Here is a 12,171-nt window from a genome sequence, read left to right as displayed (position 1 = left end):
TCCCGCCATCGTGGTTGCTCGCGCAGTTCCCCGCGCCCCTGAAAGGGCTGCGCCCTTCAGCGCGCGGGGAGCCGGCCCCCACCGGCGCTACAGCAGCTCCTTGAGACCCTCCGCCAGGAGGTCCCAGCGCCACTTCTCCTCGACCCACTCCCGGCCCCGCTCCCCCATGCGGCGGCGCAGCTCCGCGTCGCCGAGGAGCGCGACGACGCGATCGGCCGTGTCCCCGGCGGAGCCGCCCCGTACGACCCAGCCGGTCTCGCCGTCGAGCACGGCGTCCGGCGCGCCCCCCGAGTCACCGGCGACGACGGGAAGCCCCGTCGCGGAGGCCTCCAGGTAGACGATGCCGAGCCCTTCGACGTCGAGCCCTCCTCGGCGCGTACGGCACGGCATGGCGAAGACGTCGCCCGCGCCGTAGTGGGCCGGCAGCTCCGACCAGGGCACCGCGCCGGTGAAGCGGACGGAGTCGGCGACACCCGTCTCGTGCGCGAGCCTGCGCAGGTCCTTCGCGTACGGTCCGCCGCCGACGATCAGCAGCACCGCCTCGGGCTCGCTCGCCAGGATGCGCGGCATGGCGAGGATGAGCGTGTCCTGGCCCTTGCGCGGGACGAGACGGGACACGCAGACCACGACCGGGCGGTCCGTCAGCCCGAGGCGGGCCCGGACGGCGGCCCCGCCCGAGCCGGGATGGAAGGTCTTCTCGTCGACGCCCGGGGGCAGTTGCACCATCCGGGCGGCCGCTCCGGGCGTCAGCGCGGTGGCGATGCGCGAGCGGGTGTACTCACCGAGATACGTGATCGTGTCCGTCGACTCGCCGATCCTGCGCAGGAGTTGCCGTGCGGCGGGCAGTTGCGCCCACCCCGCCTCGTGCCCGTGCGTGGTGGCCACGAGGCGCTCCGCGCCCGCCTTCCGCAGCGCCGGTGCGAGCAGTCCGAGCGGCGCCGCCGCGCCGAACCACACCGAGGTACAGCCGTGCTCCCGCAGCAGCCCGACGGCCCGCCGGGAGACCCCCGGCGTCGGCAACAGCATGGTTGTTCGGTCGCGTACGATGACGAAGGGCTGTTCGGCGTCGAAGGCGGCTGTGGCCTCGGCTCCCTCCCGGCCCCGCTTCCAGGTGGAGGCGTAGACGACGAGCCGCTCGGGGTCCAGGCGCAACGCCATGTTGTGCAGGAAGGCCTGGATGCCGCCCGGTCTCGGCGGAAAGTCGTTGGTCACGATCAAGGTCTTGTGCATCGCCGTCGACAGTACCGAACCCGCACCCCGCGACTGAGCGCGGCCGTGCTTCACGGCTCTCGCACAGCGGCGCGGTCCATCATGGCCCGCACAGGATCCGTACGGAAAAGGGCAGGTGCGCATGGCGGGAACCGGGGGGACGAGGTTCCCGTACGTACTGCTGGTGACCTGGGGTCTGACGAGGCTGGCGCTGCTGCTCTTCGTCTTCAAGGTGTTCGTCTTCCCCGGCCCGGACGTCACCAGTGACGTCGCGGTCACCTACCAGGGCTGGTACGAGGTCCTGCGCACCGGCACGTTCCCGCTGGACGACGTGACCTGGCAGTACCCGCCGGCGGCCGCGCTCGCGATCCTCTCCCCCTCGCTGCTGCCGTTCCTCGCCTACACCGAGGCGTTCTTCGTCCTCGCCTTCGCCGCCGACCTGGTCGCCCTCGGACTGCTCCTGTACGCGGCCCGGAGCCCGGGCAGGTCCCGGCGCGGTGCCTGGGTGTGGGTCGTGGGCGTGCCCCTGCTCGGTCCGACGGTGTACTCGCGGTACGACGTGATGGTGACCGCCGTCGTCGTGGCCGCGGTCCTCGCGGGCGTCCGGAACCCGAAGCTCATGGGCGCGCTGGCCGCGTTCGGCGCGCTGCTGAAGGTGTGGCCGCTGCTGCTGCTCGTGGGCACGACCGGGCGCAGGGCCTGGGGCTGGGCGGCCGGGACGGCCGTCGGGATCGCGCTGCTGTTCGCCGTGTCGATGCCGGGCGCGTTCGCGTTCCTGACGTTCCAGCGCGACCGCGGGACCGAGGTCGAGTCCCTCGGCTCGCTCGTCTTCCACATCGCCCGGCACCACGGCTGGGAGGGCCAGGTCCTGCTCAACTACGGCTCGGTGGAGTTCCTCGGCCCGTACGTCGACGTGGTGAGCACGGTGGCCCTGATGCTGACCGGGCTCGCGTTCGGCTGGCTGCTCCTGTGGCGGCTGTGCGCGACGCGGTTCCTGGTGCACACGGTCGCGGACGCCGCGTTCGTGGCGGTGCTCCTGTTCACCACGACGAGCCGGGTCATCAGCCCGCAGTACATGGTGTGGCTGGTGGGCCTGGCCGCCGTGTGCCTGGTCTTCCGCGGCAGCCGGATGGGCCTGCCGGCGGGGATGGTCGTGGTGGCGAGCTTCGTCACCGTCCTGGAGTTCCCCGTCTACTTCGCGGACGTCGTCGCCAGCAACGGCCTCGGGATCACCCTGCTCGTGATCCGCAACGGCCTGCTGGTCGCCGCGACCGTCACCGCGGGCACGCTCCTGTGGCGCGACACCGTGTCGTACGCGGACGCGGCTCCCGCGGCCGGCCGGCCGACGCCCGCCAGCAAGGAGTCCCTGACCCCCTGAGGGCAGGGGCCCGGCCGCGCAGGTCACCCGAGCCGGTCGCGCAGGTACTCCCGCCACATCCGCGTGAACTCCTCCGGCGTCGTCCCCAGGACCTCCCGGAGCCCCGCCTCCACCGCGCCCGCCCGCTTGTCGTGGGCCCCCACGGCCCGGTAGAACTCCCCCAGCCGCACCTCGCCCCACCGTTCGGCGATCAGCCGGCAGGCCAGCCAGCCGCTCTCGTAGGCCCGCGCCAGCTTCCCCGCGTCCCCGCCGAAGCCGAAGTCCTTGTCGCCCGGCAGAGCGGCCGGTACCCGCCCCTCGGTCACCGCACGCGCCAGCTCCGGCGCGACCTGCCCCGCGGTGCGGCCGGTGCCCCGGTAGCCGACCCAGTCCGCGTACCCCTCCGACAGCCACAGCGGGGTCGCCGCCGAGGTCGAGGCACGGGTCGCGACATGGGTCGTCTCGTGCGTGAGGACGACCTGCCGGCCGAAGGAACCCAGCACTCCGTACGCGTCGGGGTTCACGATGATCCGGTCGGCGGGTGTCTTCCCGGAGCCGCCCGTCTCCCCCGTGGTGACCGCGGCGATCCCCCGGTACCCGGACGCGGGCGCCCCCAGCAGTTCCCCCATCCCCTCCAGCGACGCCGGTACGAGGACGACGACCTGCCCCGGCCAGTCCGCGCTCCACGCCTCGCGCACCGCGGGCACCGCACGGTCGGCGAGCCTCGCGTAACCGCGCAGGGCGCCCCGGGGCTGCCCGACCCCGAGGACGAGGCTGTGCTCGCCGCGTACGGCCAGCACGGGGCCCTGCTCCCACAGCTGCCGGCCGGCGTCGGCGGCGGGCTTGTCGGCGGTCACGTACCAGCGCCCGTCGGCGCGGGCCAGGGTCAGTGTGCGGGCGGTGACGACGGGCGCCCTGTCGTAGCCGTCCATGCGGTAGCGGAGCTCCGCGTCCGCCGTGGCACGGTCGCCGGAGCGGCGGAAGCCGGTCACGCGGTACGACCAGTCGGTCAGCGGAACGGCCCGCAGGTTCCTGAACTCGGCGCGGGCGGCGCTGCGTTCACCGGCGTCGACGGAGTCCGGCGCGCCCGTCGCCACGAAGTCCCTCTCGCTGCCCGCACGCACCGCCGCGGCCCGCCGGTCGAGCACCCGCTGGACGTCGGCGGACGAACCGTCGGTCCCGGAGGGGCCGCCGCAGCCCACCAGAGTGGTCAGCAGCAGCCCGACGACCCACCTCGGCGCACGCCCACGACCAGCCACGGCCCCGATCGTACGGCGCCGGGCCCGACGGGTCAGGGGCGCGTCACCGTGTTGACGGGCATCATGCCCACCGGGTCGTAGCGCACGGGGGCACCGGGGTAGGGCGCGTGGATCACCTGGCCGTTGCCCACGTACATCCCCACGTGGCTGGCGTCGCCCCGGTAGGTGACGATGTCTCCGGGCTGCGCCTGGGAGAGCGGCACCGGCCGTCCGGCGTGCGCCTGGGCCTGCGAGGTCCGCGGCAGACCCACACCGGCCTGCGCGTACGACCACTGCGTGAGGCCCGAACAGTCGAAGCCCGTGGGCCCGTTGGCACCCCAGACGTACGGGCGGCCGAGGGCGGAGCGGGCCGCGGCGACGGCGGCGGCCGCGCGCCCGGAGGACGGGACGGCGCCGGTGAGGTCGGGGGTCCGGCCGGAGCGGGAGGCCCGGTCGAAGGCGGCGCGGTCGCCCTCCGGCATCGCGTTGAGCAGCCGCCGCGCCTTGGACAGCTTCTGCTCGACGGTGCGCTTGTGCCGGGCGACGGCCTTGCGGCTCCTGTCGAGCTCGGAGAGCTTGCGGGTCGCCTCCTCGCGTTCCTGGGCGAGGTCGCGCATGGCGCCCTGGAGTTCCCTGAGTTCCCCGGCCTGGCGGGCGCTGATCCGGTCCAGCGCGGCCGCCTTGTCGAGGTACTCCTCGGGGTCGTCCGAGAACATCAGCGCCAGCGACGGGTCGAGGCCGCCGGAGCGGTACTGGGCCCCGGCGAGCGAACCGAGCGCGTCCCGCATGGTGTTGATGCGGTCCTGCTGTCCGGCGATCCGGTCCTGCGACCTGTCCACCTGGTCGCGCAGGGTGTCGGCGCGTTCGTCGGCCTTGTTGTACGACTCGGTGGCCTGCTCGGCCTCCTCGTACAGCCGGTCCACCTCGGCGCGGCTGTCGTCCTGAGGCGCGGCGCCGGCCGGCAGGACGCCGAGGGCCGCGGCCGCGGCGGTCAGTACGCAGAGGGTGGCGCCTCTGGCGCCCCGGTCGAAGCCGGACGGTGCTGGGCGGCGATGGGACCCCACAGGAAGCCGCTCTCCCTTCCGCTGACGAACCCCCGGAGTTGGGGGAAACGCGCCAGACAGTAGCCGTGCGACTACGCGACGGCCAAAGACCCATACGGGTACACAACGCGACACCCCGCCTCAGACGCAGGTCATCAGCGGGGCGTGGAGTCAGCGGGAGGCACGGTAATTCGCCCGTTCGGGCGGCGCGGCGGTCAACTCCGGGGAGGGGCGGGCGAGGTTCGGGGCCGGAGGGCCCGTCGGACCGGGGCGGCCGAACGGGCCGTCGTACCCCGGCGGTCGGACGAGCCGTGGAACCCGGCGATCAGTCTGCCGGACGAGGGCCCGGGATCAGACGCGGACGCCGAACTGGAAGGTGCCGATCGTGCTCATCGACTCGAGGCGGACGACGGCGCCCGGCTTCGGGGCGTGCACGATCACACCGTTTCCGGCGTACAGGCCGACGTGTCCGAGGCTGTTGAAGAAGACGAGGTCGCCGGGCTTGAGCTGGTCGCGGCCGATCTTCACGCCGTCGTTCTGCTGCGTGTACGTGGTCCGGGTTATCGCCACACCGGCCTGGCTGTACGCCCACTGGGTCAGCCCGGAGCAGTCGTACGAGTTGGGGCCGCTGCCACCGGAGACGTACGGCTTGCCCATCTGGGTCTTCGCCGCGGCGAGGGCGGCGGCACCGCGCTCGGAGGCGGGGACCTCGTTGCCGAGCTCGATGCGGTCACCTGCGGAGCGGCTGGCGCGCTGGTCGGCGGCCGTCATGGCCGCACGCTCCTTGGCGGTCAGGGTGTTGAGCAGCTTGCGCGCGTCGGTGAGCTTGCCCTGGACCTCCTTCTTCTTCTGGTCCAGGGTCTTGCGGGTGTCGGCGAGCTCCTTGAGCTTGCCGGAGGCCTCCTGGCGCTGCTGGGCGAGAACCCGCTGCTTGTCCTGGACCTTCTTCAGCGCCTCGACCTGCTGAGAGCTCAGCTGGTCCATGGCGGACGCCTTGTCGAGGTAGTCGTCCGGGTCCGAGGAGAGGAAGAGCTGGACGGAGGGGTCGATGGCGCCCGTCCGGTACTGGGAGCTGGCCATCAGACCGAGGCCGTCGCGCATGGAGTTGAGATCGTCCTGGCCGCGTGCGACCTGGTCCTGGAGAGTGTCGATCTCCTTCTCGAGCTTCTCCTGCTTCTCCTCAGCCCCGTTGGCCTTGTCGGTGGCCCGCTCGACCTCTTCGTAGAGCTTGTCGACCTTGGCCTTGACCTCGTCCTTGCTCGGCTTCTCGCTGGGCGCGGCGTTGGCCGCCTGCGAGCTGAGGGCAACGGCTGCGGCAGCGGCGGTGGTGAGCACGGTCACGCGGGTGCGGCTCGGCTGCTTCGGTCGACGGTGGGACGCCACGGAGGCGAGCTCCTTCATTACCTCAGCCGCCCACCGAAGACGCCGGTTGGCGGTGTCCCTCCACCGTCACTCCCAATGAGTGATCACCCGAGTAGAGGTTCGAGGCCTGACCCTAGTGACCACCCTGTGATCAGTTCAAATCCTCCTCGGAAAAATCTCGGTCACCGACCGCATTCTTTGCACTCAACTCACGTGCAGTAATGCGCGATTGACACTACGTTGCGTGAAGGTTTCGCCAATTCGGGCAAGACGACCATGCGTTGCGCTTGGGGCGTCCGGCACGTATGTGACGTACGGGACAGAAAGGCGGCCGCGGACGACCGGAGCGGCGGGGCTGCCCGCGAACGGCCGGTCTCAACCCCTCGACAGGCGCTTGAGCAGCACCACGGAGGCCACCGGACGCGCGCCCGCACTGGCCACACCGTCGGCCACCTCGCGGTCGGTGGAGACGACGATGACGGGCCGGCCCGGGGGCTCCGCGCGCACCAGCTGGCGGATCAACTCGTCCGCGGTGATGCCGGGCTTGGAGAACAGCACCCGCACCCCGCGCGGCGGCGCGAGCAGCACCGGGGCGGCCAGCTCGGCCCCGTCGAAGACACAGGTGACCTCGGCGCCGGTCTGCGCGGCAAGCTGCGAGAGCTGGCCGAGGAGCCGCAGGCGCTGCTTCTCCAGCGGCATCTGCGGATAGCCGGTCTTGGTGACGTTGTAGCCGTCGACGACCAGGTGCGCCTGCGGCAGCGCGAGCAGCTGGTCGAGGATGGCGGGATCGTTCTCGGACAGCGCCCGGGCGGCGATGTCCTTCGGCGTCATCCGTCCCGGCTCGACCGCGTCCACCGTCTCCGCGGGCCGCACCGACACCGGCGGCAGGGCCAGTTCGCGGCGCAGCCCCTGAGTCGCGTCGAGCACGGTGTCCAGCAGCAGCCGTACGCGCATGTCCTCGACACTGCGGCCTTCACGGGCCGCGCGGCGGGCGGCCTCCAGGGCCGCCTCCGCCTCGCCGAGCCGCGACTTCAGGCGCCGGCTCTCGCTCTCGGCGGCCGACACCTGGGCCTGGCCGTCGCCGCGTACGGACTCCATCTCGCCCCGCAGCTTGCGCAGGGCGGCCTCGCCGCGCTTGACGTCACTGAGCGCCCCGCGCAGTTTGCGGTGAAGCGATTCGGCTTCCTTCTTCGCCGCTTCGAGCTCGGCGCGCAGCCGCTCCGTCTCGGTACGGGTCTGGCCACGGGCCTCGGCAAGCTCCTCGCGCAGCCGCTCCAGCTCGGCGCGGCTCTCCTCGTCGGCGCGCTCGGCGTCAGCCCGCAGCGCCTCCTCGCCCGCGGCGGTCACCAGCTTGACCCAGCCCGGGGGCCGCAGCACATAGGCCGCGGCCGCCACGTCGAGCGGGTCCGCGGCCGGGAGCGCAGAGCCTGAGACGAGAGCGCCGGACAGCTCCGGCTGCGCGTCTCTGAGTTTCTCGGCGATGCGCTGTCTGAAGAGCGGGTCCGTCTCCATGGCCGCCGCCATCGCCGTACCCGCGAACTTGGCGCGACGATTGGGGGCGAACCGGGCGTACTGCCTCAGCTGGGCGGGCAGTTCGGCCACGGTCAGCCCGCCGAAGCCGTCCGAGACGATCTGTACGACCTTGCGGCGCACACCGTCGGGCAGCGGACGATCGAGCACCTCGGCGTCGCCGTCGTCCGGCTCCTCGCCTGCGGTCTCCACCATCCTTCACCCCATCGTCCGTGCGGGGCCCGCTCCCGTCAGGAGCCGGCGCCCGGCCTGTCCACCAGTTCCACCTGATCCACCGCGTTGCACCAGCGGCAGCGCACGGACTCGATGGTCTCACTGACCACGTCGCGCTCCTCGACCTTCGGTTCCCCGGCCAGGTCGAGATGCACGTACTCGACGACCTTCGACGAACGGGTCACGTCGAATCGCGTCAGGTTGCCGCAGAGCGTGCAGCGCCAACGGGTCTCGGTGGTCGGGAGGGGAACCGTCATCGTGGCAGTCGCTCTCTTTCCTGGATCTCCGCGGCGCACCAGCCGTCCTGGAGCGTGTGGCTCGTAACCCTACGGCCTGGCGCGTACCGAGCGCTCCGCTGGAGGGGTGGTCCGAACACCGCGGGCCGTCCGCGACCGGTCACGGACGCGCGGCGGGCCGCCGCCGGGTCGCGGCCCCGCACCCCCGCGGGGTGCGAAGCGGCGAGGCACTCTGCGCCGGTCGGTTCCGTTACGTCATGATCTGCCCATGATCGGCAACTGGGGCAGGACCGTCGGCAGGACGGCCGGAGCGGCCCGGGGGCAGTCCGCTCCGGTGACCTACGGACTGATCGCCGCGTGCTGCCTGGTCTTCGTGATCGGCCCGGCCTCGGGCCTCGGGCCCGCGTACGGCACCGGCGACGAGCTGCTCTCGGCACAGCGGGCCTATTTCGAACGGTGGGGGGTGGTACCCGTCGAACTGTTCCAGGGGACGCCACGGGCCGCCGTCACCCCGGCCACCGCGCTCTTCGTGCACGGCAGCTGGCTGCATCTTCTGGGGAACATGCTCTTCCTCTATGTCTTCGGGGCGATGGCCGAGGAGAGGATGGGCCACGTCCAGTTCGCCCTCTTCTACGTGGGCTGCGGATACCTCGCCCTGCTCGGCTACGCGGCCGCCCACGCCGACTCGGCACAGACCCTCGTCGGCGCGTCCGGGGCGATCTCCGCGGTCCTCGGCGCCTTCCTCTACCTGTTCCCCAAAGCCAGGGTGACCAGTCTCTTTCCCTTCCTGTTCTTCCTCCCGCTGCGGTTTCCCGCCTGGGTCGTGCTCCCGTTCTGGGTGTCCCTGCAGTGGCTGGCCGCCGGGCGCGCGACACAGGGTCCCGGCGTCGCCTATCTGGCGCACCTGCTGGGCTTCTCGGCCGGCTTCCTCTACGCGTGGGTGCGGTACGGCCGTCCGGCTAGAGTGAAATCCCCAGCGCCGGCCACCGAGGGAGAAACCCAGCCGTGATCACCGCGATCGTGCTCATCAAGACCAGCGTGGACCGGATCCCCGAGATCGCCGAGTCGATCGCCGCGCTCGACAGCGTCAGCGAGGTCTTCTCCGTGACCGGCACGTACGACCTGATCGCCATGGTCCGGGTGAAGGCCCATGACGACCTGGCCGATGTCATTCCCGGGATGATCAGCAAGATTCCGGGGGTGGAGGGCACGGACACCCATGTGGCGTTCCGGACGTACTCGCAGCACGACCTCGAGGCCGCGTTCGCCATCGGGCTCGACAACTAGTCCGGATCGCGGGGCCGGATGCCGGTTGCGGGTCGGTGGTGACCGATCGCGCGGTCCCGCGCCCCGGGGCCGCTCACCGGCGGAGCTGAGGAGCGGCCGTGGCAGGGTGGCCGCCGCGTCGAGCCCTCGGGCCCACCGGCCCCCGCAGCCCAGGATGAAGAGTTCTTCATCCGGCGCTCATCCGGACGCACCCCCGGACCCCGCAGCATCGGCCCATGGTCTTCTCCCACCGTATGGCGGCCCTCGCCGCCGTCGTGGTGATCCCGCTGGGGATCGCCGCCACCAGCTACGCCCTGACCGACAGTCCGGAGTCCCCGAAGGTGCCGCCCAGGGTCGAGCTGGAGAGCGGTTCGCCCTCGGCGGCGCCCACCTCCGCCGAACCGGCTCCGACCCCGACTCCGACCCCGAGTGACGAGGTCGTGTCACGGCCTCCGGTGAGTGATGACGACGATGACGACGACGGCCCGGGGGACGACGGCTGAGCCCGTTCCCACATCCATGCCCGGGTCCGCTCCCACATCCATGCCCGGTTCCGGGTCCGTGCGTCGGCGGGTCTCGGCCCGGGTCCGCATCCTGCTCTGGCTGCTGCTCGTGATGGCCGTGGCCTTCGCCGCGGTGGCCACGACCACCCGCTCGATCCTCCTGCGGGACGTCGACTCCCGCGTCAGCGGCCTGCTCGCCCAGGAGACCGGCGAGTTCGCGCACTTCGAGGAGCGGGGGGTGGATCCCGCGACCGGCCGGCCCTTCAGCGATCCCGGACGGCTGCTGCGCGTCTTCCTGGAACGGCAGTACGCCGACCCCGACGAGGAGCTGATGGGGCTCCTCGCCGGCCCTTCGGGCGCCGACCCGGCGAAGCTCGTCCAGGACCGCGAGATCCCCGTGGAACTGCCTCTGCACCGGGATGCGGCGGCCCGTCGGCAGATCTTCGCGTCGACCGCGTCCACCGGTACGCTGCACCGCGCCGCCGGGGACGTCCGGTGGGCCAAGGTCGCGATCGCCCGGCCGGGCGGCGAGCCGGAGGCGGCGTTCGTCGTCGCCTTCCACCCGGGGCGCGAACAGGCCCGCGCGAACGAGGTGTTCCGCATCCTGCTCGCCATCTGCGGGGTGGCGCTGCTGCTGACGACGGGGATCGCCTGGGTGGTGGCCGGCCGCATCCTCAAGCCCGTACGGCTGGTGCGCACCGCCGCCGCGCAGCTCACGGAGCAGGACCTCACGCGGCGCATCCCGGTCCGCGGCCACGACGACATCGCCGCGCTGGCCGAGACGTTCAACGCGATGCTGGACCGGCTGGAGCGCGCCTTCGCCGCCCAGCGGGAGTTCGTCGACGACGCGGGCCACGAACTGCGCACCCCGATCACCATCGTGCGCGGCCATCTGGAGCTGATGGGCGACGATCCGGCCGAGCGGGAGGAGACGATCCGCCTGGTCACCGACGAGCTGGACCGGATGAGCCGCATCGTCGAGGACCTGCTGCTGCTCGCCCGGACCGAACGGCCCGACTTCGTCACCCCCGAGCCGGTCCAGCTCGCCGAACTCACCGCCGACGTCTTCGTCAAGGCCCGCACCCTGGGCGAGCGCCACTGGGAGCTGGCCGAGGTCGCCGAGGGCGAGGCCCTGCTGGACCCTCAGCGCGTCACCCAGGCCATGGTGCAGCTCGCGCAGAACGCCGTGCAGCACACCGTCCCCGGCCAGTCGATCCGCATCGGCTCGCAGGTCCTGGACTCACGCGTGGAGCTGTACGTGTCCGACTCGGGCCCCGGTGTGCAGCCGCAGGACGCCGAGGTCATCTTCGAACGCTTCCGCCGCGGCACCGCCCGGCGCGGTACCCGGGGCAGCGGCGCGGGCCTCGGCCTGTCGATCGTGCGGGCGATCGCGCAGGGGCACCCCGGCGGCCGGGTACTGCTCCGGCGGACCGAGGGCGGCGGGGCCACCTTCGTACTCGACCTCGCACGGGAAGAGGAACACATGACGGGACGGCACACATGAACCGCATCCTGATCGTCGAGGACGAGGAGCGCATCGCCTCCTTCGTCGAGAAGGGCCTGCGCGCGGGCGGCTTCACCACGACCGTCGTGGCGGACGGCGACTCGGCGTACGAGTACACGCTGACCGGCGGTTTCGACCTGGTGATCCTCGACATCGGGCTGCCGGGTCGGGACGGCTTCACCGTGCTGCGCGAACTGCGCGAGGCCCGTGTCACGGTCCCGGTGATCGTGCTGACCGCCCGGGACTCCGTACGCGACACGGTGGCCGGCCTGGAGGGCGGCGCCGACGACTGGATGACCAAACCGTTCCGGTTCGAGGAACTCCTCGCCCGGGTGCGCCTGCGGCTGCGGACGGCGGCCGGGGCGCCCGAGGTCACCGTGCTGCGCGGCGGTGACCTGACGCTGGACCTGCGCACCCGGCGGGCTCGGGCGGGCGAACGGACCGTCGACCTGACGGCCCGCGAGTTCGTGCTCCTGGAGCTGTTCCTGCGGCACCCCGGTCAGGTCCTGTCGCGCGAGCAGATCCTGTCGCACGTGTGGGGGTACGACTTCGATCCCGGGTCCAACATCGTCGACGTGTACGTGCGCGCGCTGCGCAAGAAGCTCGGGGCCGAGCGGGTGGAGACCGTGCGGGGAATGGGGTACCGGCTCCCCGGGTGAGCGTGAAGCTTCCTTCATGTGGGGCTCATTGGAGGCTCACGGCCCGGCCGG

At 72.2% G+C, this 12,171-nt stretch carries 12 protein-coding genes; 6 read left to right on the top strand and 6 right to left on the bottom strand.

The annotated features are described in order from the left end of the window. Positions 1-87: 87 nt before the first annotated feature. A complete protein-coding gene (locus tag KUF83_RS16145) occupies positions 88-1,230 on the bottom strand; it encodes a glycosyltransferase family 4 protein (RefSeq protein WP_217455383.1) in 1,143 nt (380 codons plus the stop codon). 121 nt (positions 1,231-1,351) lie between these two features. Between KUF83_RS16145 and KUF83_RS16140 the strand changes: the two genes are divergently transcribed. Continuing rightward, a complete protein-coding gene (locus KUF83_RS16140; protein ID WP_217455382.1) occupies positions 1,352-2,587 on the top strand; it encodes a glycosyltransferase 87 family protein in 1,236 nt (411 codons plus the stop codon). 23 nt (positions 2,588-2,610) lie between these two features. On the opposite strand, the gene KUF83_RS16135 is transcribed toward KUF83_RS16140, so the two are convergent. The 5 genes from KUF83_RS16135 to KUF83_RS16115 all read right to left on the bottom strand — a co-directional run bounded on the left by KUF83_RS16135 (position 2,611) and on the right by KUF83_RS16115 (position 8,209). Beyond that, positions 2,611-3,825, bottom strand: a complete 1,215-nt coding sequence (locus KUF83_RS16135) for a hypothetical protein (RefSeq protein ID WP_217455381.1) — start codon at positions 3,823-3,825, stop codon at positions 2,611-2,613. A gap of 32 nt (positions 3,826-3,857) precedes the next feature. Further along, complete coding sequence (locus KUF83_RS16130) at positions 3,858-4,868, bottom strand: NlpC/P60 family protein (RefSeq protein WP_217455380.1); 1,011 nt, start codon at positions 4,866-4,868, stop codon at positions 3,858-3,860. A 330-nt stretch (positions 4,869-5,198) separates the two neighbouring features. Continuing rightward, positions 5,199-6,230, bottom strand: a complete 1,032-nt coding sequence (locus KUF83_RS16125) for a C40 family peptidase (RefSeq protein ID WP_217455379.1) — start codon at positions 6,228-6,230, stop codon at positions 5,199-5,201. 354 nt (positions 6,231-6,584) lie between these two features. Beyond that, positions 6,585-7,934, bottom strand: coding sequence for an NYN domain-containing protein (locus tag KUF83_RS16120; protein ID WP_217455378.1), 1,350 nt, complete (start codon positions 7,932-7,934; stop codon positions 6,585-6,587). 35 nt (positions 7,935-7,969) lie between these two features. Next, a complete protein-coding gene (locus KUF83_RS16115) occupies positions 7,970-8,209 on the bottom strand; it encodes a hypothetical protein (RefSeq protein WP_217455377.1) in 240 nt (79 codons plus the stop codon). 247 nt (positions 8,210-8,456) lie between these two features. Between KUF83_RS16115 and KUF83_RS16110 the strand changes: the two genes are divergently transcribed. The 5 genes from KUF83_RS16110 (at position 8,457) to KUF83_RS16090 (ending at position 12,120) form a co-directional block, all read left to right on the top strand. Beyond that, positions 8,457-9,197: a rhomboid family intramembrane serine protease gene (locus tag KUF83_RS16110; RefSeq protein WP_217455376.1), complete on the top strand. Its 741-nt coding sequence runs from the start codon at positions 8,457-8,459 to the stop codon at positions 9,195-9,197. Beyond that, positions 9,194-9,475, top strand: a complete 282-nt coding sequence (locus tag KUF83_RS16105; RefSeq protein WP_055615922.1) for an Lrp/AsnC family transcriptional regulator — start codon at positions 9,194-9,196, stop codon at positions 9,473-9,475. The genes KUF83_RS16110 and KUF83_RS16105 overlap by 4 nt, the downstream gene beginning before the upstream one ends. 215 nt (positions 9,476-9,690) lie before the next feature. Further along, positions 9,691-9,957 (top strand): small secreted hydrophilic protein, encoded by a 267-nt coding sequence (locus tag KUF83_RS16100; RefSeq protein WP_217455375.1) that lies wholly within the window; start codon positions 9,691-9,693, stop codon positions 9,955-9,957. Between the two features lie 40 nt (positions 9,958-9,997). Continuing rightward, positions 9,998-11,461 carry a sensor histidine kinase gene (locus KUF83_RS16095; RefSeq protein ID WP_374106073.1) on the top strand — a complete coding sequence of 488 codons (1,464 nt, stop codon included), beginning with the start codon at positions 9,998-10,000 and terminating at the stop codon, positions 11,459-11,461. Continuing rightward, a complete protein-coding gene (locus KUF83_RS16090) occupies positions 11,458-12,120 on the top strand; it encodes a response regulator transcription factor (protein WP_217455373.1) in 663 nt (220 codons plus the stop codon). The genes KUF83_RS16095 and KUF83_RS16090 overlap by 4 nt, the downstream gene beginning before the upstream one ends. Positions 12,121-12,171: the final 51 nt, after the last annotated feature.

It is taken from the genome of Streptomyces sp. BV286, assembly GCF_019090165.1.
In the GTDB taxonomy this organism is placed as follows: domain Bacteria; phylum Actinomycetota; class Actinomycetes; order Streptomycetales; family Streptomycetaceae; genus Streptomyces.
The sequence above is the reverse complement of the archived record's forward strand: the minus strand, read 5'-3'. Positions and strand labels throughout refer to the sequence as shown.

Excerpts from the sequence above, each read along its gene's own strand:
- KUF83_RS16115 (WP_217455377.1), bottom strand. The coding sequence starts at position 8,209 with ATGACGGTTCCCCTCCCGACCACCGAGACCCGTTGGCGCTGCACGCTC.
- KUF83_RS16120 (WP_217455378.1), bottom strand. The coding sequence starts at position 7,934 with ATGGTGGAGACCGCAGGCGAGGAGCCGGACGACGGCGACGCCGAGGTG.
- KUF83_RS16110 (WP_217455376.1), top strand. The coding sequence starts at position 8,457 with ATGATCGGCAACTGGGGCAGGACCGTCGGCAGGACGGCCGGAGCGGCC.
- KUF83_RS16145 (WP_217455383.1), bottom strand. The coding sequence starts at position 1,230 with ATGCACAAGACCTTGATCGTGACCAACGACTTTCCGCCGAGACCGGGC.
- KUF83_RS16100 (WP_217455375.1), top strand. The coding sequence starts at position 9,691 with ATGGTCTTCTCCCACCGTATGGCGGCCCTCGCCGCCGTCGTGGTGATC.
- KUF83_RS16095 (WP_374106073.1), top strand. The coding sequence starts at position 9,998 with ATGCCCGGTTCCGGGTCCGTGCGTCGGCGGGTCTCGGCCCGGGTCCGC.
- KUF83_RS16140 (WP_217455382.1), top strand. The coding sequence starts at position 1,352 with ATGGCGGGAACCGGGGGGACGAGGTTCCCGTACGTACTGCTGGTGACC.
- KUF83_RS16090 (WP_217455373.1), top strand. The coding sequence starts at position 11,458 with ATGAACCGCATCCTGATCGTCGAGGACGAGGAGCGCATCGCCTCCTTC.